The 24,784-nt window shown below is 45.8% G+C and carries 3 protein-coding genes; all 3 read right to left on the bottom strand.

Translation table 11 applies throughout. The annotated features are described in order from the left end of the window. Positions 1-4: 4 nt before the first annotated feature. The gene (locus NST09_RS02010; RefSeq protein WP_342493294.1) at positions 5-10,147 is read right to left on the bottom strand and encodes an amino acid adenylation domain-containing protein; all 10,143 of its coding nucleotides are present in this window, start codon (positions 10,145-10,147) and stop codon (positions 5-7) included. A 62-nt stretch (positions 10,148-10,209) separates the two neighbouring features. After that, on the bottom strand, positions 10,210-14,043 hold the full coding sequence (locus NST09_RS02005; RefSeq protein ID WP_342493293.1) for an amino acid adenylation domain-containing protein: 3,834 nt from the start codon (positions 14,041-14,043) through the stop codon (positions 10,210-10,212). A gap of 45 nt (positions 14,044-14,088) precedes the next feature. Further along, a complete protein-coding gene (locus NST09_RS02000; protein ID WP_342493292.1) occupies positions 14,089-24,783 on the bottom strand; it encodes an amino acid adenylation domain-containing protein in 10,695 nt (3,564 codons plus the stop codon). Position 24,784: the final 1 nt, after the last annotated feature.

Raw genomic sequence — 24,784 nt, 5'->3', positions numbered from 1 at the left:
CCTCCTACATCCAATCCAAAATCTGAATCTTGCTTTCTTCCGTCCAAACGCCGACATCCCCTGTCGGATAAAGGTATTCGCCTGTTTGATGTTTGAATGGATGCGGAATTTTATGCGCCTCCATCCAATCGGCTAGCTCTCCAAAAAGTGCTTTGATCTCTTTGGCGCCGATAAAAATATCTCCAGGAAATCCAATCGGCATGAGCTGATGTTCTTCATTCAGGACATATATTTCCGTTTCATAGGCAGGATCATGTACGCCTGCATAAACTTCTTCTTGGTCTGGGTATAGCACGCTGACACATGCGTTTTTCGCCCAATCACTGATCATCCGCTCTTTTTCCTCATTTGTCACAATTGTGAAGGAAGATAGCGGCGTATCCACTTGTTCTGTCATGGCTTCAAGTGTGTGAATCAGCTGCTGCATCAGCGTTTGTATTTGCTTTTCTGTATATTGATTTAAGTTGTATGTGATCCGAAGCTCCAGCGTATCTCCCGGCACTGCGACAAGGGTTAAGTCATAATTTGTTTCTTCATGACTGGCGATGTCTAAAATGCGTACGCCATACGGCTCAATGGACTCAATCGGATAGTTTTCAAACACGACAATGCTGTGAAACAATGCCTCTCCATTTGGAATTTCCGTCATCTGCTGAATATCTGGCAGTACGGTATACTCGTATTCTCTCATCTGAAAAACGGTTTCCTGTGTATGGGCGAGCAATCGTGCAATCGTCCAGTCCGAATGGATCGGTAAACGAAGCGGCAATGTGTTAATAAAGAGCCCTGTCATGCTTTCCACTTCTGGTAAGTCGGCTGGCCGGCCAGATACGGTCACCCCAAATATGACATCCTCTGCGCCCGAATGAAGGTGCAAGAGCAGTCCCCACGCTGATTGAATCAGTGTGCTCATCGTGACCTTCTGCTTGCCAGTCATCTTCTCCAGCTTCTGCTGCATCTCTGGCGTCAATTTGACGCTGGACTGCGCCATGCTTACTTCTTGGTCTAAAGCATGTTCTTCGCCGTCTCCTGGAAGCGGTGTCGCTTCCTCTACGCCTGACATATAACGCTGCCAGAATTCTTGCGCCTTCTCTTGATCCTGCTTTTGCAGCCATTCGATAAAATCTTTATATGGACGGACTGTAGAAAGACTGATCTCTCGGTCGTCCACAAGAGAGCGATACAGCGCAAAGGATTCCTGAATAAAACTGAACAAACTCCATCCATCGATTAAAATGTGATGAAAACTAAAGACAAACGTGCATCTTTCCTCATCACAACGGAATAAAGCAATCCGAATTAGCGGTTCATCTATATGGTCTAAATGGAAATCCTTTGAACGATCAGATACTAAAAAGTGTTCGATTGTCTCTTCTTGCTTCGCATCACTCAGGTGGCGCACATCGTGCTGAGTGAGATGGATGCTTCCTTCTGATTGAATGAACTGAACAGGCTCCTTCAGCCCTTCCCAAGCGAATTTTGTTCTCAAAATCGAATGACGTTCTACAAGAAGATTCCAAGCTTGTTCATAGGCATCGCCGTTTGTTAAGCCTTGGAGCGTCATATGCACCTGACCAAAATAAGCTTGTGAGTCTTGATCTAGCAGTGCATGAAACAGCATTCCTTGCTGCATTGGAGACAGCGGATACACATCGACTACATTGTCTGGAAGTTCATCTATTTGCTTTTGCGTGAGCTGAACCATCGGAAAATCAGATGGTGTAAAGCCGCCGCTCGTTTCAACACAATGCGTCAAGATGATCTCCATTTTTTCTTTAAAACGTTCAGGTAACAACCGCACCTCTTGATCTTGTAGCAGTTCACGATTGATCATAAAGTTCATCTGCAACTGACCATCTGTCACATATCCATACACATCGATCAAATGCTGTCTTTCTGCTTTCGGATCGTGAACATGTCCATTTCGCTCGTCTGCTATATACAGCTTGGCTTCGCCATCTGCCTGATCTAACTGACCGAGGTAATTAAAGCTCATCTGCGGCGTTACCGTTTTGAGTAAACGAGATTCTGTCATGTATTGAAGCAAACCGTAGCCGATTCCCTTTTGCGGCACAGCTCGTAAGGTTTCTTTGACGTCTTTGATTTGTCTTGCAACATCGGTTTGTATAAAAGGAATAAAAATAGGATAAGAGCTTGTAAACCAGCCGACTGTCCGTGACAAATCCATCTGTTCAAATAAATCCTCGCGTCCGTGCCCTTCTAAGGTAATGAGCATTGGCTTTCCAATGGCTTGCGTGAGTCCTGCTAACAGTAAATCGTTAATCTCTGTTCGGTATGCTTGTGAGGCCTGTCTAAGTAACATATCTGTTTGTTCCTTTGTGAGCTGAACCGACAGGATCTCTGCATGTTCTTCTATATTAGAAAGCGCAGGCAGTTGGAAAGGAGAACCTTCTTCCTCTTGATCCTTGATTTTTTGCCAAAAAGAGGCCTGCGCTTGTAATTGATCGGTTTGTGCATATTCATATAAGGCATCTGCCCACTGCTTATAGGAGGCGGTTTTTTTCGCAAATAGGATGTCCTGCCCCGTAGCAAGCTGTTTCAATCCATTTAGTACATCTTCTTGTATCATGCGCCATGATATGCCATCCATGACGAGATGGTGTGCAGCAATAAAGAGCTCAGACGTGTCTTTACCTGTATGGAAAAGAATCGCTTTGATCACTTCTCCTCGCTCTAATGACAATGTTCCTTGACAGGCACTTGTCTCCAAGCGGATTTGTTCCCGTGCTTCCTCCTGAGATACATCCGTCACATCAAAGAATGTGACACAAGGTGTGATGCCAGGCTCACGAATGGTTTGAATCCATGTGCCATCTGCCTCTTTTGTATATATAGCTCTCAGCATATCGTGATGATCGACCAGTTTTGAAAGAACCTGTGTTAACTGTTCATGTGGAACAGATCGCTTCATTTCAATATGCGCCGAGAGATTCCAATAATCTTGATTGGTCATCGATTGCTCAAAGAACCAAGATTGAATCGGGAGAAGACGAACCTCTCCTGTCACAGGTGATTGATCATAGACCGTAGAGACCTCTGACTTTCTCATCGCTTGTGCGAGTTGTGAGATGGTCTGTTTTTCAAATACATCTCTCGGCTGGATGACGTAGCCTTCCTGTGCTAAGCGTGCCACCATTTGTATGACAATAATGGAATCTCCGCCAAGCTCAAAGTAGTTATCATGGACGCCAATAGAAGGAACGCCTAGCAGCTGAGACCACACTTTTTCTAACACACGTTCTTCCTCAGTAGCTGCTTTGTCAATGGCTGTTTCTACTTCTTCTTGTCTCCACTCTGGCGGTGGAAGACGCTTTTGGTCTACCTTGCCATTTGGCGTGAGCGGTAATTCATCCAGCTCTATTAATAGGCTTGGCACCATATAATCTGGCAGAATGTCTTTTAAGTTATGGCGAATGTCTTGCGTGGTCATGCCGCCTTTTTGGACAAAATAACCGATCAATCGCTTATGACCACTCTCATGCTGATGCGGGATAACGGCACATTCTGTGATGTCATCAAATGTCAGCATAGCGGCTTCAATTTCTCCGCATTCCACGCGGTGTCCACGAATTTTCACTTGATGATCGATTCTTCCAAGACAGTCAATGATGCCATTTGACAGCCAGCGGCCCATATCGCCTGTTTTATATAAACGCGCTCCTTCTTGGAAAGGATGCGGGATAAATGATGATGCTGTTTTTTCTTCATCTCCAAGGTAACCAAGTGCTAGCCCTGTGCCGCCAACATAAATTTCGCCGATGACGCCTTGCGGAACTGGCTGCATTTGGTCATCTAATACATAAGCTTGTGAATAAGCAATAGGCTGTCCAATCGGGACCGTCGCCTGATCTTCTTCTAGTGCTCGAATGTGATGCACACAGGAGAACGTCGTATTCTCTGTTGGTCCATATCCATTTAAAAGCCCTTCAGGCAAATACGGTAGTGCTTTTCGGATATGAGCGGCTGATAAGGCATCTCCGCCGATCAATAATGCATGAAGACCAGATAAAGCTTCTGGATGTTCTTCTGTTAAACGGTTGAACAGCGGCACAGTCAGAAACCCTGTTGTAATCTGATAAGTTTTTAGTGCTTCCGCTAATGTATCCATTGATAAAATGGTATTTCGATCCGTCAGTATGAGCCTTCCCCCGTTTAAAAGGGCTCCCCATATTTCATACGTAAAAGCATCAAAAGAGAAGCTGGCGATTTGTAAAATGCGCGTTTGTTCATTAAGGGTGACATAGTCTGTTTCACACACAAGCCGGACGACCGCTTGATGCGGGATCAGTACTCCTTTTGGCTGTCCAGTTGACCCCGATGTGTAATTGATATAAGCAAGTCCATCAGGTCTTAGTGCAGCGGGCATGACCTCTGCTTCTGGTAAAAATTCTTCATACCCTTGATCAAGACAAATAAGTTCCGTTTGATGGATGGATACTTTTTTCAGCCATTCATTTTTTGTCAGTAAAAGCTGAATCCCTGTATCTCTCAGCATATAGTCAATGCGGGCATCTGGATATTCAGGATCAATTGGCACATAAGCCCCTCCTGCTTTCACAATGGCCAGCACCCCAAGAATCATTTCAGGCGATCTGTCGATGAGCAGTCCAACTGGTTCATGCGGCGTCACGCCTCGCTGCTGCAAATAGGCTGCAAGACGATCGACTTTCCCGTGTAACTCCTGGTACGTCCACTCATCTCCCTGGAACTCGAGCGCCACTGCATGAGGTGTCTTTTTCACTTGCGCTTCAAATCGTTCCGTCATGAGTAGCGGACCTTTTGGTTGATCAGTCTTTCCGCTCCATTCATAGAGCAATTGATGCTTTTCTTTCTCTGGCAGGAAATTCACTTGTCTGATCGGCTGCGCTGGATTTTCACAAATTCCTTCAAGCAGGTGCTCGTAGTATGCAAGGAATCGCTCCATCGTGTCATCAGAAAATAAATCCGCATGATACTCAAGCTTTAACTGAAGCCCTTCAGCTCCTTCAAACACAAACAGAGAGAGATCAAATTTCGCTGTATCATTATCCTCAATGGCTAAAACCGACGTCGCCTCTCCCATTGGAGAAGCTTCCAGCGGTAGGTTTTGCAGAACAAACATGACCTGAAACAGCGGCTGCTTACTGGCATCACGCACAATATTCAATTCATCGACCACCATCTCAAACGGCACATCCTGATGTGCATAAGCACCGACGGTTGTCTCCTTCACTCGCTCTAATAATTCCGTAAAGGCTGGATTCCCGCTATGGTCGATCCGAAGCGCCAATGTATTCACGAAAAATCCGATTAAATGCTCCATTTCCGTTCGATTTCTCCCAGCAATGACCGAGCCAATGACAAACTCGTCCTGTGAAGACAATCGATGTAATAGCGTAGAGAAAGCCGACAGCAAGGTCATATACAGTGTGCTGTCTGTTTTCTTAGATAGCTCATCAATCTTTTCAGACAGTGACTTCGACAGCTGATATGTTTTCGTCTTCCCTTTGTAGGATTGAACGGCCGGCCGCGGATGATCATACGGCAATACCAAATCTTCAACAGGTGCCGCAAATTGCTCCTTCCAATAGGCAAGCTGCTTATCTAGTGGCTCTCCTGTCAAATACTCCTTCTGCCACAGTGCGTAATCCGCATATTGAATAGGCAGTGCCGGCAAGTGAGGCTCCCGCCCTTCGATCTCCGCTGTATACCACTCGGATAATTCTCTTGCAACAATGCCGATCGACCAGCCATCTGACACGATGTGGTGAATGGACATCAGCAAGATATGCTCTGCGGGTGAAAGTCGAATCAGCTTCACTCGAAAGAGCGCTTCGTGTTCTAATTGAAAAGGTGTGGATGCCTCTTCTTTCGCCCATTCAGCCGCTTTTTGTTCTTTCTCTTCCTGTGACGCTATGCCTGAAAGGTCCATCACCTCAAGCTCTGGAAGGGCCATCTGTTCATGAATGACCTGTACCGGTTCATCCCCGCTCATCGTAAAGGACGTTCTGAGCGATTCATGTCTTTCCACCATATGATGCAGACTTTCCTGAAGCACCTTGATATCTAAAGGCCCATTCATCCGAAACGAAATCGTATTATTGTATAATGGCAAATCCGGCTCTAATTGATAGAGGAACCACTGTCTTTGCTGGGCATAAGACATCGGAATGTCCTGACCCTTCTCCATTTTTCTCATCGGAATCACTTCATCTGCTTTGGCATTTGAATCGATCCAATCCGCTAATTCTCCGAGTCTCGTATGTTCAAACAACACAGCAAGTGGCACGTCAAACCCTGTTTTTTGTCTAACCGCAGACAGCATTTGCGTCGCCTTCAGCGAATGACCTCCTAGTAAAAAGAAATGATCGCCGCAGCTGACATCCGAGACATCGAGCAACTCTGACCAAATGTGTGCGAGCAGTTTCTCCGTTTCTGTGTGAGGTGCTCTGTTGTCTGAATCCATTCCGCTTTCCTCTATTAATTCATGAAAATATGCCTCGTCTGGCGATCCATCTTCTGTTTCTTTCCAATATTCCTCAGGAAACAAATGCACGGCATATTCACCAGATAGACGGGACTGTAAACACGTATGAATCGATTGATACAGCCGCTCTTCAACCGCCTTTGTTTGATCAGTTTTGAAAAAGACGTAAAAGGTCTGCTCTGTTTGCATCTCCGCATCCGCATGGACCATCTCGTGAATCTCTTTTTTCGATCGATCCAATCCCGCATAAATGAGCGGAGCATCTGTCATCAGACATGCGAGCATCGTTTGGAAGCCTGCCTGCTTTGAAATTGGGAGATAACCTCTTTCTTTTAACATGCCTTTTATCATGGAGCCTTCACTCATTCCAATCTCGTCCCACATGCTGAAACTAAAGCAATATGGCTTCACTGTAGATGTCAGCTTCTGATAATGAGCAAATTGTTCCACGAACTCATTGGCAGCGCAATAGGCGCCGACAGTCATACCGCCCTTTAGCGTTCGGGCTGACGAGCTGGAAAGAAATAAAACATTCCTGCGTTTGGAGGCAGCTTCATGAAGCGCAATCGTTCCATATACCTTCGCTTCGTACATGTCATTCAGAGACACAGATGTCATATCAGCAAGCAGTTCTTCTTGAATGATACCTGCGAAATGAATGATCCCATCCAGCCTTCGATTTCCAGCGACCTCATGTCTAGAGATGATCGCTTCCACCTCTTTTTCAGCCGTGATGTCTGCTTTCTCATAAAGAACCTTGCCGCCACGCCATTTTGCCTGCTTTTCTAGCAAAGACAATGTCTCTTGCTGGTCACTAGAAAGTGCCTCTCTCTCTTTCCTTCCAAGCAACACGAGATGTGCTTGATAAGATGTCAGTAGGTGTTCACTGACTAAACGTCCAATTCCGCCTAGCCCGCCTGTTATGACATAAAGCCCAGATGATTCAAATGGCGGCTCTTTCCTTTTCTGTTCCTTTTCCAAATGAAGAGGTGCTAAAAAGGGAATATAACGAACACCTTGACGATAAGCAGCAACATGACGATCTTGGTCATGTGTGAGTTCTGCCATTATCGCCATTGCATGGGAATGACTAGATACCGATTCTGCTAGAGAAAAATCAAGACATTGCACCTTGATAAACGGCCATTCATGCTGAATTGCTGTCATCAGTCCTACTGTCGTTGCTTTTTCTACATCGTGGATTTGATCCTCCGGCACATTCATCGCATGGGCTGAGACAAAAGTGATGGCCACCTGCTCCTCATAGACGGAAATGGCTTTTGTTAAAAATAATGCACTCATGCTGCCCGTTTTCTGCGCTTGTTTTGCCTTGTCCACATAAAGCTTGTCTTCTTGGTTTGTATAGTTCCAAAGGTGAATGATGTGTTTCACCGAAACGCCATACGAACGGAGCGTCTCAAAGAGTTGTTCGTAGTCAGACGGCCGATTCGGGTGGATGATGAAGTGAGTGTGTGTGAGTTGTTTGAACGCTTGACCCGGTTCAACCGTAATGTATGTTTGTTCACTGTTTGCGAAAGATTTCAAATGATCTGCCAGTCCTAATGGATCTGCGAAGATCACAACGTCCCCTACGATCTGCTTGTCAGCTGCATCAAGTGGAGCAGGTATCCACTTCTTTTGATAACTCCAATCAGGCAAGGTATGTTCATTTTCAAGTCTCATATCCATTTCCATGATCATTTCATCAAATTCGCCTTCTTGCCATCTTGTCTTGAGCTGTGCCCTTTCTATTTTTCCAGAGCTTGTTTTGGGAAATGCATGCTTCTGGACAGGAATGATGCGAGATGCAGACAAGCCCATTTTTGTTGCAATATGGGATTTAATGTGCTGACTTGCCCTCATAATATAAGTCGGCTCATACAGCTTCGGTGTAAAAAAGAGAATCAGTTCATCGGATGCAGAAGCCTCCATTCGGACGGAACAAGCAGCCACAAAGCTCGTTTCTACTCCCGGTACTTCCTCTGCTATGGCTTCAATTTCATAGTTGTGATAGTTTTTCCCGTTGATGATAATCATGTCTTTTTCTCTACCGGTTAGTGTCAGCCTTCCTTCGTGCAGGAAACCTAAATCACCTGTGTGAAACCAGCCATCCGCTTGAAATACTTCTTGATTCGCTTCGTCATTCCGGTAATAGCCCTTCATGGTGGTTGGACCTTTTATTTGCACACGGCCAATATGATCTTCTGGAAGAAGCTCATGCTGATGATTGACGATGCGTATCGTGATACCTGGAATCGGTTTGCCCAACTCTGTAAAGCTGACGGTTCCTGTCTCACGTGCTTCTGCAGGTCTTAGCTGCTCTGTCAGCGACGTTTCCTCAAAGGTCAGAACCCCGCTGTTTTCATCTCCACGCTCAATCGCAAAGGAAAACACAACCGCTGATGAGATTTCAGACATGCCGAAAGCCGGTCTGATCACATCTCCCTTTAAGCCGTGCGGAGCAAGCAGGTGTAGAAATCGGTGGATGGTTTTTGGCACGACCGCCTCTGCCCCATTGATCATGCAGGTCATCGCCGACAGATCCCAAGATCCTGATGAAATCTCTTTCTCATAATCATTGATCATCGCAAATGCAAAGTTAGGTGCCCACGTCTTCGTTGCACGGTAGCGGTCCATCCAGTCAAGCCACCGCAGCGGCTGAGCGATAAAGTCATCTGTTCTTGCCCGAATCTGCTCGCAGCCTGTGTACACATTGACAAGGTGGAACATCACGATGCCACCAATATGATCTAAAGGCATCCAGTCTAACGAGACATCCTCTTGTGTAAATTGATTTGCTGCCACTGTTCCTTTGACGTTCGCCAGCACACTTCTATGGGAATGCTCTACACACTTTGGCATCCCTGTACTTCCAGACGTTAAGATAAAGAAGACGGAATCATCCGGCGCGACAGGGTGAGCGGCTGTATCTCTTTCTAATGTCAGCATCGGCTCAACTGCTGCGACACGTATTTGGTCTGTATGCCACAGTAAGGCTAACCCTTGCACCTCCTCGATCAGTGAGTCATCTGTTAGGATGAGCGGATGCTCGAGCAGCTTCCAAGCATGATGAAGCTTCTTCACTGCAGCATTCATCTCCCGATAGGTTGGGGCAGCCGACACAAGCGTTGGAACAAATCCGCCTAATACACATGCCCAAAAGGCAGTGACCATGGCATGATTCGATGAGAATTGAAAGAAAACAGGATCGCCTGCCTTAAGCCCCAGTGCCCTTAAACCAGTCAGAACCCTCTCGGCGTCTCCTTGTAACTGCGCATAAGATTGTGTGAGTTCGTTCTTGCTATTCACGATATACGTAAGCCCATTTGTCGTTTTTGCAGCCTCTGTTAAGACGTCCTGTAAGGTCTGTGCGCCTTGTGTGACGTCGAGATCCCCTCCATAGGAAAGAGCGGGCGGCATATCGGCCAAAGCAGGTACAGCCGTTTGCGTCTGTATCGCTTCCGCTGCGGCCTCCTGCTCAATGTGCTTGTCGAGAAATAAATGAGAGAGGTGATACGGCCGCGGTCGAATGGTTTTTTCACGTGAAAAAACAGCGAAGCGTTCGATTTCGTTGGTTTGTAAAATGGTTGTCTTTACATCTTGTAAAATCGCATCCATTGATTCATGTCTACTCGTTTGGTTAATGGTTGATGGTTTCATATGAGTTCCTTTCCTTTTTTGTTAGGCAGGACTGCAAGGCTGCATCCTGCCTAATCTAAAGTTTACAAGACTCGTTCTCTATTTGTTTGATTGACAATATGTTTGATCAGCTTTGCATTTTGAGCTGCACATTCTTTCTGTTTGAACATATCAGCATGCTGGCCATAGCCTTGGTATTGGGTAAAAGATCCGGCTGTTGCCTGTGTCCACTCTTCCATCCAGTCCGGGATCGCTATTTGTTCTTCAGATTGGATGAACGTAATATCTGCCTGTATTTTGCCTTGATTCACCCCCTTAACAAACGTTTCATAGTAGGCGCGCGTCTTTTGGGCAAGCGCTTCTTGAACGATCTCCCCTTGAGCAAGTTCGCTTTGTTTCGTTTGATGAACAATCGCTTCAATATCATCATCAATGGATCGTCCTTCTAAATCACTTTCTCCAATTTTCTTATAGGAATCGATCATGATGACCTTCTCGACTGTCCGCCCTCCTTGTTCAAGCGCTTGAACAAGCTCAAAGGCGAGGTAACATCCGCCTGAGTACCCCATCAACGTCAGCTGCCCTTTTGGCTGAAGGTGCTGAATATGCTGAACGTACTGCGCCATTCGGTTATTCGTTTCAATAAAATCAAAAGCGACTAGCCGAACATCATCAAGCGTTTTTGCTGCTTCCTGATAGATAAAGCCGTAGCCTGGTAATGGCGGAAGAGCAAAGACTGTTGATGTTTGAGATTCATTGAATACAAGATAGCCAGCGGTTTCCCCGTCCTGATGCTGAATATAATGACTAAGTGCTTCAATCGTCGGGGTCTCAAACAACAAATGGATCGGCACCTGAACCTCAAACTCTTTTGATACTTTGGACAAAAGAGACATCGCTTTTAAAGAATGTCCGCCAAGCTCAAAGAAATGGTCATCTGTGCTAATATCCTCTCGTTCAAGTACTTCCCGCCACATTACCAGCAGCTTTTGTTCAACTTCATTTGCGGGCAGTTTCACATGGCGGTTCCCTTGCGGCGCCTCTGGTTTTGGTAGCTGGCGTTTATCAACCTTCCCGTTTGGCGTAAGTGGGAGGTTCTCCAGTTCAATCAGCTCATGAGGCAGCATATAAGCTGGAAGACGCTCTTTCAGCCCTGATTTGATGTCATCGAGTTTGCCTTTCCATGCATCATCACACGTGATGTAGGCAAGCAGCCTTGTATGATTGGTTTCATCATGATCCGCTAGGAGTACAGCTTGTTTTACACCTGGGTGCATGAGAAGGTTGGCTTCAATTTCTGTCAATTCAATTCGGTGCCCCCGAATTTTCACCTGATCATCGACTCTGCCTGCATACTCAATCAGACCGTCTTCTCGAAAATAGGCTAAATCCCCCGTGCGATACAGCCGCTCGCCCGCAGCGAATGGATGAGCGATAAAGACTTGTTTTGTCAGATCAGGACGATTCAAATACCCTTTTGCCAGTCCTTTGCCGCTCAGACAAAGCTCTCCAACCATTCCAATCGGCTGAAGCTGTCTGTGCTCACTCAATATATAAGCGCCCGTCTGGTTGAGCGGCTTCCCAATTGGAATAGAACGTGCCTCTAAAGGGATCGCTTCATCTATCGGATAATATGTGGCAAAAACCGTTGATTCGGTTGGTCCGTATACATTCAACAATCTGCCTTTTCCCATCACATCAAAGGCTTTTCTCACATGCTGAACCGATGCCCTCTCTCCCCCAAACAGCACCTTACGCACACCGCGCATCCAGTCTGTTCCTTCATCAACGAGAAGATGGAATAAAGCGGTTGGAACAAACATGACAGAAATATGCTCTCCTTTTATCAACTCAGTGAGCTTCCCCATATCTAAAATGGTTTCTTTTTGCGGCAGGACAAGCTTTGCTCCGTTTAAAAGCGCACCATATACATCAAATGTAAAGCCATCAAATACGCTATTTGATAACGACAGCAATGTATCTGTTTCTAAAATGGTTAAATAATTCGTATTTTTGACCACCCGGGCAATATTGGAATGGGTCGTCATGATGCCTTTTGGCTGTCCGGTTGTTCCAGATGTATACATGATGTATGCCGTATCATCTAAACCAGCTTCAAGTGGCAGATTCTCTGAGCTCATCAGTAAAATTTCTTGATCATCTGCAAAAAGATACGTGCCATCAAATGCGAGTGACCTCGTCTGACTGATAAAGGATGAATGAGTCAGAAGATGCGTCGCTCCGCTGTCTCTCAGCATATATTGGATACGGCTTTCTGGATAATCTGGATCAATCGACACATAGGTGGCACCTGCTTTTAAGACAGCGAGTAAACTGACAATGAGTTCAGGTGTCCGCTCTGCTAAAATGGCGGTCACCGTTTGATGACCCACCCCATTTTTTTGCAAATGCCTTGCCAGTCGATTGGCTTGTTCGTTCAGCTCCGCATATGTCATCGTGTGATCACCTGCTGATAATGCCACTGCATTCGGCTGTTTTCGGACATTATGCTCAAACCACTTTGTCAAATAAAGCTGATCATGCTCCAGCTCAGGTGCATTCCATTCCTCTAACATTCGCTGTTTTTCCTGCTTTGTCACAAGTGTCAGTATATGAACTAACTGATCTGGATGTTTGATGGCCCCTTTGATCAAAAGGGTCAGCTGATCCTTTAATTTATGGACAAATGCAGGATCAAATGCACGCTGATTAAAGGCCAGCTTCAGCTGCAATTGTTCCCCGGGCGACGCCAGTAAATTGAGATCATAGTTCGATTTCTCATAGACATTCATGTCTTCTACTGTAAAGCCAAGCAGTGACTCCTGCTCGTCTTTCTTTGCAGCAGGGACATTCTCAAACACCACAATATGATCAATGAGCTGCTGCTGACCTGCCTTAGCCTGAATATCATAAATCGGGATATATTGGTGCGGTTCAGCCGCTAAAGACTGCTGCTGCGTCTCTGATAATAGAGAACGGAACGTCATTTGGTCTGTCAGCTGAATTCGTCTTGGAATGACATTGATGAACAACCCCACCATCCGGTCCACACCAGCTAAATCTGCCGGACGTCCTGACACAACCGTTCCAAACAACACATCGTTTGAGCGCTGATACCTGCTTAGTAAAATGGACCAAGCCGATTGAAGCGCACTGCTTAACGTGGCATTCTGCTGCAAGGCTAACTCTGATAAAGCAGCAGTTTCTTCTTTACTCATGGCCCATTCGATTTCGCCTAATTCATGCTCATTTGTTTGCTTTCGCTGTTCTTTAAAAGTCGACTGCCCCTCAAAACCAGCCAAAGATTGCGTCCAATATTCAAGTGAGGCTTGTTTATCTTGTTTTTCCAGCCATTGAATATATTCTTTATATGGCTTGACTGGCTCCAGCCTATAAGGGATGTCATGCAAAAGTGCATGATAAATCGCAAACAATTCCTGCACAACTAGGCCAAAACACCAGCCATCTAGAAGGATATGGTGATAGCTCCATATCCAGCGATAGCTTGAAGGACCCGTTTGAAAAACAGAGGCCCGCATGAGCAGATCCTTCGAGAGATCAAATCCTCTCAGCTGATCCTTTTGTTTAAAACGATCAATACGTTCAAGCTGTTCACTTTCAGAAAGATCCTGTATGTCCACAACATCAAGCTGGAAAGGTCGATTTTTTAATACAACTTGGACAGGACGCTTCACTTTTTCGTGGAGGAACACGGTACGAAAAATATCGTACCGTTCCACAATGATATTCATGCTTTTCTCAAGCAAATCATGCCGAAGTGTGCCCTTCACGTTCATATCCATTTGTTCTACATAAAAGCCTTTTTCTTGATGATGGAGGGTATGAAACAGCATTCCTTCTTGCATCGGTGACAGATAGTACATATCTTGAACTTGATCCCTTTTAAATTGACTCATCTATTTCATTCCTCCTTCCCCTTTTTCATGACTGATCTAGTGGTGTTAGGTCAATTTCTCCTCAAGCATGTCAAAGATATCGTCCATTTCATCCATTTCAAGGTCTGCAGCCGAGAAGTCACTTGGTGTAAATTCTCGCTCTTGATGCGCTAAGCAATGGGTGATGATGGATCTGATCTTCTCCTTCAACAATGCGATGAACTGCTGTATCGTTTGTTCTTCATATTCACTTGCACAATATGAGCACGACAGAATGAATTGATTGTGCTGAACAAGACCGCTGAGGTTCAGCTTATAAACAGCTTCAGATTCAGGGCTTGCTTGACGGCCCATATCATAGGTTGAGGGCCCAAAGAGTTCTGTCGTCACTTCCTGATCAATCTGCCCAAGATAGTTCAAGCTGATTTCAGGCTGCACGTGTTTGACTGACGGTTCGGATGGTGTCATGTATCTTAAAATACCGTAACCAATCCCTTTATTCGGTACACGCCGTAGCATCTCTTTCGTTCCTTTGATAGCGTCTGCAATGGTCTGATTCGGTTTCGCTTCAAGAACGACTGGATACATGCTCGTAAACCAGCCAACTGTGCGGGATATATCTAATCCTGATAAAATGTCCTCTCTTCCATGACCTTCAAGCTGTACATGTACATGAGATTGACCTGTCCATTCCTGAACGGCCAGCCCAAGCGCACATAGAAGAATATCATTCATTTCTGTTGTGTACGGAAGATGGATATTCGTTAACAGATGCTCGGTTTCTGCTTCTGTCAGCTGCATTTTGACCGCTTTCGTATCCGCGACTTTTCTTTCTTTTACTTCATGGTCAACAGGTAAAGTCGTAAACGGTCTATTTTCAATCGCTGCCCAATACTCCTTCTGGTTTTTTAGCAGCTGTGACTGCGCATATCGTTCAATCGCTTCTGCCCATTCTTTGAAAGAGTGCGTTTTTGGCGGCAGAACCATCGTTTCTCCTTTTTCTGCCTGATGATAAAGAGACATAAAGTCTTCTAGTAAAATCCGGCATGAAACGCCGTCAATCACTAGATGATGTGTGATCATGAGTAAGTGATCACCGTTTTCTGTATGGAAACAAATCACTTTCATCAACGGACCTTTTTCAAGATTCAGTTGACGCTGATACTCATTGGCGTATGTGGAAATCGCCTGTTTCACATCTTGCGCTTTTGAAACATCACAAGAAATAATTGAAAATGGTTCTGTCAGCTCCCGCTGATTGTATTGCAGCATGTCATCATGCTCCTGTCTGAACACCATACGCAGTGCATCATGATGTGAGAGCAGTCTTTGCAGAACTTGTTCTATGACAGCCAAGTCAAACCCTTTTGGTGCATGAAGCATCATTGAGAGATTCCAGTGGTGCTGGTGATCAAAGTTCCGTTCAAAGAACCAGCGCTGAATCGGTGTTAAAATCACCTCTCCTTCGACAGCTGACTGATCGGCTGTGAGAAGATCCGCTTCTTCGATATATGGGCGGAGCTCCGCAATCGTTGGATATTGGAAAAGCAGTTTCATATCGAGCTTCCAGCCTTCTTGCGTGAGTCTGCTTGCCATTTGGATGCCTTTAATCGAATCTCCGCCAAGGAAGAAGAAATGGTCGTGAATACCGACTTGGCTGACGCCAAGCACATCTTCCCAAATGCCGCAAAGCAGTGTTTCCACTTCATCTCTTGGGGCTTCGTATGCTGTTTGATTCGCTTCCACATCAGGTGCTGGCAGTGCTTTGAGATCCACTTTGCCATTTGCCGTCATCGGCAGTTGGGCTAGCTTAATGATCCATGATGGCACCATATATTCAGGTAAGGTGCGCTTTAGGCTTTCTTTCAAAGTGCCCGTTTCTTTATCTGTGATGACGTAAGCGACAAGAGCGTCTTGATCACTTGCGTCTTTGACCGTTGTCACGACGGCTTCTTGGACTGAATCCAGCGCAAGGAGCTGCGCTTCAATTTCTGACAGCTCAATACGGAATCCGCGGATGCTCACTTGATGGTCTTTTCTGCCGAGATAGATCAGTTCGCCATCCTCTGTCCATTTCACCAAGTCACCTGTACGGTACATGCGCTCTCCTGGATAAAATGGATCTGGGACAAACCGTTTGTCCGTTTCCTCTGGGAGATTCCAGTAGCCTCTTGCCAGTCCTTTCCCCGCAATCACGAGCTCACCCGGTACGCCTTGCGGCGAGAGGTCATATAACGAACCCATAATGTAAAAACGAGTATTGGCAATCGCTGTTCCGATAGGAAGCGTGCCTTGATCTGGATCAATGATCCCGCTTGTCGCCACGACCGTATTTTCTGTTGGGCCGTAGTTATTCACGAGTTTGTATGGAACGGGCTTCACCTGTTTCAGCTTGTCCCCGCCTGTCAGTAAGTAACGGAGAGAATGATTGTCCATCGACATAAACTGCTCACATAGCTGTGTTGGCAGGAACGCAATGGTGATGCCTTCATGATTAAAATACGAATTGAGCTTGATCATATCGAGGCGAATCGCTTCGTCGATGATATGGAGCTCTGCGCCGGCGATCCACGTCGGGAACATCTCCCAAATGGAGGCATCAAAGCCAAAGCCGGCATATTTAGCGGTTCGGTCTTGTTTCGTTACCTGGAAGGCATCATTGTGCCAGTAGGCGAGATTGACAAGGGACTGGTGCTCGACCATGACACCCTTCGGCTGTCCAGTCGTTCCAGATGTGTAAATCATATAGGCGAGATCCGTTGGTTTGATAGGAACCTGAATCTCGTGCGCTTCTCCTTCTACCGCCTCTTCTATTGAGAGGGTATGACCTGTGAAAGAAGGTGGTGCAGTGAGCCCTTTCTGAATCAGAAGGACCTCTGCCCTGCCATCTTCCAACATGTAGGCAATGCGCTGCGCTGGATAATCGGCATCAATTGGCACGAATGCCGCACCTGCCTTGAGCACACCGAGAACAGCGGCTGTCATCTCGAGCGATGGACGCGTGAGAATGCCGATGCGGTCTCCCGGTTTTGTGCCGCTGGAAATGAGTCTTGCGGCGACTGTATTCGCCCGGTTGTTCAGTTCTTCATACGTCCAGCTTGTGCCGCAGAAGGATGCGGCTTTTTGATGAGATACTTCCTGCGACTTCGCCTTAATCAATGCATGAACCGTTTGATCTGTCGGAACATCTAGGATAGGTCCTGACCATTCATTAAGCAGTTCTCGCTCTTCTTCTTTTGTTAAGATGGAGATGGTTGAGATCGGCTGATTCAATTTCTCGATCATTTCGTCTATGATTCGCTCAACATATTGACTCCATCGCTGAATGGTACTCTTTTTAAATAGTGCCGCTGCATATTCAAAGCGCAAGCCCATTTGATCTTGTTCCTCAAAGATGCCGAGCGTTAAATCAAACTTTGCCTGAACGGCTTCTTGCTGTCTGTGTGAAAGCGTAAGTCCATTCAAATTCGGTAACGTCAGATCACGCTCATCCGTTGTCATCATGACACTAAACAACGGGTTGCGGCTCGTGTCTTTCGGAAGGTCTAACTGCGCGACCAAATCCTCAAACGGGAATCCTTGATGTTCATAAGCTGATAGATTGTGATCTTTTATTTTTTCTAGCAGATGCTCTGCAGTTTCTTCTAACTGAACGTCATGTCGAAGGGCCAGTGTATTCACAAACATGCCCGGAATCCGTTCGATTGACGCATGTGTACGTCCAGCCGTTACAGCCCCTATGACGATGTCATGCTGCCCAGTCAATTTATGAAGGAGAATGGCAAAGGCCGTTTGCATCACCATGTTCAAACTCACATTTTTTTCAGCCATGAGCGCTTTGATATGCTGCGCCTTTTCAGCAGACAGCCATCTATCCACCCGGTCTCCTGCAAATGACTGCACACTAGGCCGCGGGAAATCAAGCGGAAGTGCTAAGTCTTCTGGCGGCTGTGCATATTGCTCCAGCCAATAATGCCGCTGTTTTTCAAGTGCTACTTGCTGCTCTTCCTCTTGCTGCCATACCGCATAATCCTTGTAGTGCAACTGAACTGGCGGTAACGTCTTATGCTCATACAACTCCGCTAATTCTTGAATGAGCAGACTGCGTGTCACCCCGTCTGCGATGATATGGTGCATATCCATCATGAACACATATTTGTCATCAGACAGCTTTGCCACTTTCGCTCTCATTAGAGGTGCTTGATGTAATGAGAATGGAGTCATGAAGTTGTCTACGACGGATTGTACCTGATCGCTTTCTACTTCAACCATCTGTAACGTAAACGGCACACGGCGATAAATTTTTTGGACGGGACTGCCGTCAATTTCAACAAAGGCTGTCCGCAATGACTCATGTCTATCAATTAAAGCTTGAATCGCTCCTTCTAGCTGCTTCAGATCAAGGTTTCCTTCCATCATGAAAACGGCTGGCATATGGTAGGTGACGGATTCTGGATGCAACTGCTGTAATACGTACATTCGCTTTTGTGCGGAAGAGACTGGATAGAAATCTTGCTTTTCCGCTGGCTGAATGGATGTAACAAGCGAAGCATCAGCTTCTTTCAAATAGGCAGCTATCGCCCGTATCGTTGGCTTTTCAAAAAGAACCTTGAGTGGAACATGCTGATTCAGTTTGGCTTGGATTTTCGAAATGAGCACCATGCCTTTCAGAGAATGCCCGCCTAATTCAAAGAAATGGTCATCAATGCCAACTTTCTCAATTCCAAGAACATCTGACCAAATATCACAAAGCGTCTTCTCAAGCGCCGTTTCTGGTGCTGCGTGTGCCGTGCGGTTCATATGTGCCTCATGAGGAAGCGGCAGAGATTTCGCATCTACTTTTCCGTTTTGCGTCAGCGGCATATGATCCACTTTGACAAAATAAGTAGGAATCATGTAATCCGGCAGTGTCTCTGAAAGCTTTTCTCTAAATGTCAGCGTTCCAATGTGATCAGGTGCTGTATAATATAACGCCAGCTCCGGTAAACGAGACGTGTTGATCACTTTGACATACACTTTTTGAATGGTTGAAAGGGCACGTGCGGCATGCTCAATTTCTTGTTTCTCAATTCGATAGCCGCGAATTTTCACTTGATCGTCTACTCTTCCAAGGAATTCAATCTCCCCATTTGCATGCTGTCTGACCAAATCTCCAGTTCGATACATCCGCTCTTGAGGGAAATAAGGATTTTCAAGAAAACGCTCTGCTGTTAATTCAGGCTGATTCAAATAACCTTTTGAAACACCATCACCTGAAATGTAGAGCTCACCCGGTGCGCCATAAGGGACAAGGCGCTGCTCGCGATTGCATACGAGCGCTCTTGTATGAGCAATAGGCTTTCCGATGATAGAACGCTCCTTTAAAGCATCCAGCTCATGCGGTGTCATTAGCTTGCTCACTGTACCAATCGTTGTTTCTGTCGGACCGTAATGGTTCATCACTGCCACGCATGGATGCTGCTTCATAAATGTCGCAACATCTTCAGAGACAATCGGTTCTCCTCCCAATACCACAAGCCGTAAAGCGTCAAATGTATGACCCTTCGAATCTGCCATCATATGAAATAAGGATGGTGTCATTTTGATATAAGTCAGCTCTTGTTCATCAATAAAACGCATGAGACGTACAGGGTCTGTATACACGTCTTCACGAGGAATATAGAGTGTCCCGCCTGCTCTTAGAACCGGGAAAATGCTTGTGTAACCAAGGTCGTATGCATAAGAAGACAGGAGTGCTGTTCGATCGCATTCTTGTAAAGTCACTTCATGTGTCAACCAATTGACGTAGTGTGATAGATTACGATGCGTGAGCTGTACACCCTTTGGCTTCCCTGTTGTTCCAGATGTGTAAATCACATAAGCCAGTTGATCAACCGATACGTCCGGCAGGTCTAGAGAATCGTTTCGTTGGACGGCTTTCTCCACATGTACGACCTGAATCGACTTGAGATGCTGATAGGAATCGCCAAGAGACTCATTTGCCACGATGACTTTTGCCCCTGAATCTTTTAATGTGTAACGAATACGTTCCGCAGGAAAAGCTGGATCAATTGGTACAAATGCACCGCCTGCTTTCATTACACCTAGCATCGAGACAATGACATAGACAGACCGATCAAGAATAAGCGCGACTGTGCTTTCTTTCTCTACGCCTTGCATCTTCAGCTCACTGCAAAGAGCATTGGACATGTGATCTAGTTCACGGTAGGTCAGCTTCCTTTCACCATCCATCACCGCAATGGCATCAGGCGTTTCCATGGCTTGACGTGAAAATTGCACATGGTACGGCTCATGTTGACCTGTTTGTTCTCCATCCCTTTTCTCCAGCCGCTCCATTTGCTCATGCTGATCCAAGAGATTGAACAAGCCAATTCGTTCATCCGGATGCTGGACCGCCTCACGAATAATCGCAAGAAGATGTGTTCCGAACCGGCGGATGGTTTCCTCTTTAAATAATGCCGTTGCATAGTCTAGGCTTAGTTTTATTTCTCCCTCACGTTCAAATGCTTCTAGAGACAGATCAAATTTGACGGATCGGTGTTGCATTGCATAAGGCGAAATGTTCAGATTGCCGAGCTTTAGTGCAGGAACATCCATGTTCTGCATATTAAACGAAACACTAAAGAGCGGGCTTCGGGTTGTATCACGATCAAGCGGTAGACGCGCGATTAACTCTTCGAGCGGATAGCTTTGATGTGCAAAAGCATCTACACTCGTTTCTTTTATTTCTTCAAGCAGCTGTATAAATGACTTTGTTTGTTCCGGTTTCCCGCGCATCGCAATGGTATTGATGAACATCCCTGGCATGTCCTGAATATCTGGATGTGTTCGCCCCGCAACAGGAGATCCGACAATGATATCTTCCTGTCCGCTGTAGGATGCAAGCAGCACTTGAAATGCAGATAACAAGAACATGTACAGCGTCGTATCTGTTTTCTTGAGCAGCTCATGAATACGCTGAGTTGTCGCTTGATCACAGCCAAACATCACCCGTTCTCCAGAAAAATCACGTTCCACTGGACGTGGGTAGTCTGTCGGCAAATCTAAAACCGGTACATCTCCTTCGTATTGCTTCAGCCAATACGCTTCATGCGCACGCTGTTTCTCTGTTTCTTCTTCACTTAACTGCCAGACAGCGTAATCTTTATAATGAATGGCTCTTTCTGCAAGTGCCTCTCCATCATAGGCTTTCGCCAAATCCTGAATGAACGTCTTCATGGAGCTGCCATCTGTAATCAGGTGATGTGCTTCCAAGACTAATAGATGACGATCATGACTCACTTTGAGCAACTGTGCTCGCAGGAGGGGAGCGGCTGTCAAATCAAACGGCGCCTGACGTTCAGCAAGAAATGCCTCGGCCTCTTCTTCCTTTACATCATGGACAGGGAGGTCAAATGCCGCTCTTTCATGTACCCTTTGGACGATGTTCTCGCCTTTCATATGAAAACTCGTTCTTAAGATTTCATGCGTTTGAATCAACTCATCAAATGCTGAGGTGAGCCGCTGATGATCGAGCGTACCTTCAAGCGTTAAGACGATCGGAATATGATAGTTCGTACTCTTAGGTTCAAGTGTTTGTAAAATGTATAAGCGCCGCTGAGCTGGTGACACTGGATAGTCCTCCGCCTTCGCTGCGGGTAAGATCGGATGTCCTTGTTCTTCTTGACCGTCCTGGTCAATGTATGCCGCAAGCGATCGAACCGTTGGCTTTTCGAATATCACTTGAATCGGAACTTCCTTTTGGAACACTTCTTGGATTTTGGCTGACATCATCATTGCTTTAAGTGAATGTCCGCCAGTCATGAAGAAATGCTCATCTATTCCCACCGCTTTCCCAAGCAGTTCCTCCCAAATTTGAGCAAGCGCCTTTTCCGTCTCGGTTTCAGGTGGAATGATCCTGATTTCTTCACGATCAGCTTCGTCAGGCGTTGGTAAAGCTTTTCGATCAACCTTTCCGTTTGTGGTAAGCGGAAAAACATCTAGCTTCATGACGTGATGAGGTACCATATATGCTGGCAGTGCTTGATGAAATAGAGCCCGCACTTCTTCTTCCGTGATCGTTCCCGTATAGTAAGCGGTCATTTCTTTTTCATCTGAAGGAGACGCATGGATGAGCACAACCGCATCATCGATCCCCGCCTCTTGTTGAAGAATCGTTTCAATTTCACCTAGCTCAATACGGAAGCCGCGGATTTTCACTTGATCATCTGTCCGTCCGAGGAATTCGATTTGACCATTTGAACCGTACCTAGCCAAATCTCCTGTTCGATACAAACGCCCTTTTGCCTTGAAAGGATCAGCGATAAATGCTTGCTCTGTTAATTCTGGACGATGGAGATATCCTCTTGAGACACCGTCTCCGCCAACATACAGCTCTCCTGGCGCGCCAATTGGCTGAAGTCTTTGATTTTCATCTAAAATGTAAGCGGACGAATGATTGATCGGCTGACCAATTGGAATCGTGCCCGTTTCATCCCCTCTCACCTCATAAATGGTCGAGATGGTGGTGTTTTCTGTTGGGCCGTACGCATTCAGTAAAACAAGTGATGGATGATGTTTCTTCACAAGCTCTGCACTTTTCACATTGATCACATCACCGCCTGTGATCAATTTGGACAATCCTTTAAACATATGCGGTCGCTGCTGAGCGAGTTGATTAAACAAACCTGTCGTTAAAAAGAGTGCCGAGATTTGATTCGTTTGGATAAAGCGTTCAAACCGGTTGATGTCCAATAACGTGTCACGGTCAACAGGATAAAGCGTTGCACCGTTCAGCAGTGTGGTGAAAATTTCAAAAGTAATGGCATCAAAGCTGACTGCTCCTGTATGTGCCATACGATCCGACTTGTTCAAGCCCAGTGTCTCCTGTGAACATGCCAATCTGACAATATGTTGATGCTCAATTTGAACACCTTTTGGCTGACCGGTTGACCCCGACGTGTACATGATATACGCCAATTGCGAAGGAGAGGTCTCGACTTCGAAAGGTCCGTTTGACTGATTCGATATGTCCGACACATGAACGGCTTGGATGCTTTCATGAACTGGCGGCTGGCTGTCCGCATAGAGCAAAACGGATGCACCGCTGTCTTCAAGCATAAAGCGGATTCTATCCTCTGGCTGGGCTGGATCAATTGGTACATAAGCAGCCCCTGCTTGAAGAACCGCTAAAATGGCGATCACTGCTTCAGCAGATCGATTCATATACACTGCGACGGCATCTTCTTGTTTCACTCCGCTATCAATCAAATGACCCGCAACACGATGGATTTCTTGGCCGAGCTCTTCATAGGTGAATGCCCGCTCTCCTTCGACTAACGCCAGATGGTCTGGTTGCGTTTGAATGCGTTCTTTCAGAAGCTCAGGAATAGACAGATGCTTTGGATAATCTCGTTCTGTCTTGTTCCATGCTTCCATCTGCTGTTTTTCTTCTTCGGTGATACACGTCACGTCATGAAGGCGAACTTCCGGATTTTCGATGATCTGCTTCATGAGATTAGTGAGGTGTTTTGATATTTTTCCAATGACCTCTTCTTCAAAAGCCACCGCATTGTATTTGATTTTCAATGTCCATGTTTCACCTGGATATACGAGGACATTTAGATCGAAATTCGTTTGTTCAAATCCGTCTTTTACATCAATGGAAAACCCTAGACGTTCCGACATGGTGTCACCAGATAGCTCTTGATCTAAAGGATAGTTCTCAAACCCGACCAAGTGATCGAAGAGTTGTCCTCCTGCAGCTGTCTGTTGCTGAATGTCATAAAGCGGCATAAAATCATAGTTTTCCGCTTCCAGCGCATGCTGCTGAACTTTTTGAAACAGCTGTTTGAAGGTGTCTTCCTGATTCATTTCTACCCTGACCGGTATTGTATTGATAAAAAGCCCTGCCATCTGTTCTATCCCAGCCACACTTGGCGGCCTTCCAGATACGACTGTTCCGAAAGTGACATCATGTGCCGCATGGTAAGTCCCTAAAAGAACCGACCAAACAGCCTGGAATAGATTTGGTGCTGTCACTTGGCAATTCCTTGCGATCTCTTGAATGCTGCTGACCATTTCAGCATCCCATGTGAACGTCCATTCCTGATGGTCATATTGCCCGTTCGCTTCTTTTTGCTGCAAAAGCCCTTGATGCTGAACCGCACCGTCTAAGCGATCCTTCCAATAGCCTTCCGCTGCTTGTTGATTTTGCTTGCCAAGCCACTGGATATAATCTGCATAAGGTTTTCCTTGTGAGCGATCCGGCGTTTTGCCGTTCCGATAAGATTCGTAGTAATGAAACAATTTTTTCATCAAAACTCCCATGGACCAACCATCCATGATGATGTGATGGTTGCTCCAAATGAGATGCCAGTTTGTTTCATTCAGTTGAAAAACAGCGACCTTCAATAACAAATCATTCGTTAAATGGAAGCCTTGCCTTCTCACTTGCTTTTTATATTGATCTAGTACCTTTTGCTGTTCCTGATGATTCAGGTGAGATAGATTCTCTCTATACACATCTAGATTGCGCTCTGCCAGTACAACCTGACGAGGCTTCTGTAATTGCTGATAGACAAAGGCTGTACGGAGAATGTCATATGTGCCGATGAGCTCATTGAGACTTTTTTCAAAAAGATCGAGATCAAACTCCCCTCTTATTCCAAGCTCCAGCTGTGTGAAATAAGAGGACGAATTAGGGTCTAGCATGGCATGATATAACATGCCTTCTTGCATTGGTGTTAAAGGATATACCTTTTGAATCTTCTGTTTGCTCATA

The sequence above is a fragment of the Bacillus sp. FSL W7-1346 genome (genome assembly GCF_038593335.1).
GTDB lineage: Bacteria > Bacillota > Bacilli > Bacillales > Bacillaceae > Bacillus > Bacillus altitudinis.
Note: the sequence above shows the minus strand (reverse complement) of the source record. Positions and strands in the feature narration are given on the sequence as shown.

Bases quoted from the DNA above. Each gene is read 5' to 3' on its own strand.
- NST09_RS02010 (WP_342493294.1), bottom strand. From the start codon at position 10,147: ATGAAACCATCAACCATTAACCAAACGAGTAGACATGAATCAATGGAT.
- NST09_RS02005 (WP_342493293.1), bottom strand. From the start codon at position 14,043: ATGAGTCAATTTAAAAGGGATCAAGTTCAAGATATGTACTATCTGTCA.
- NST09_RS02000 (WP_342493292.1), bottom strand. From the start codon at position 24,783: ATGAGCAAACAGAAGATTCAAAAGGTATATCCTTTAACACCAATGCAA.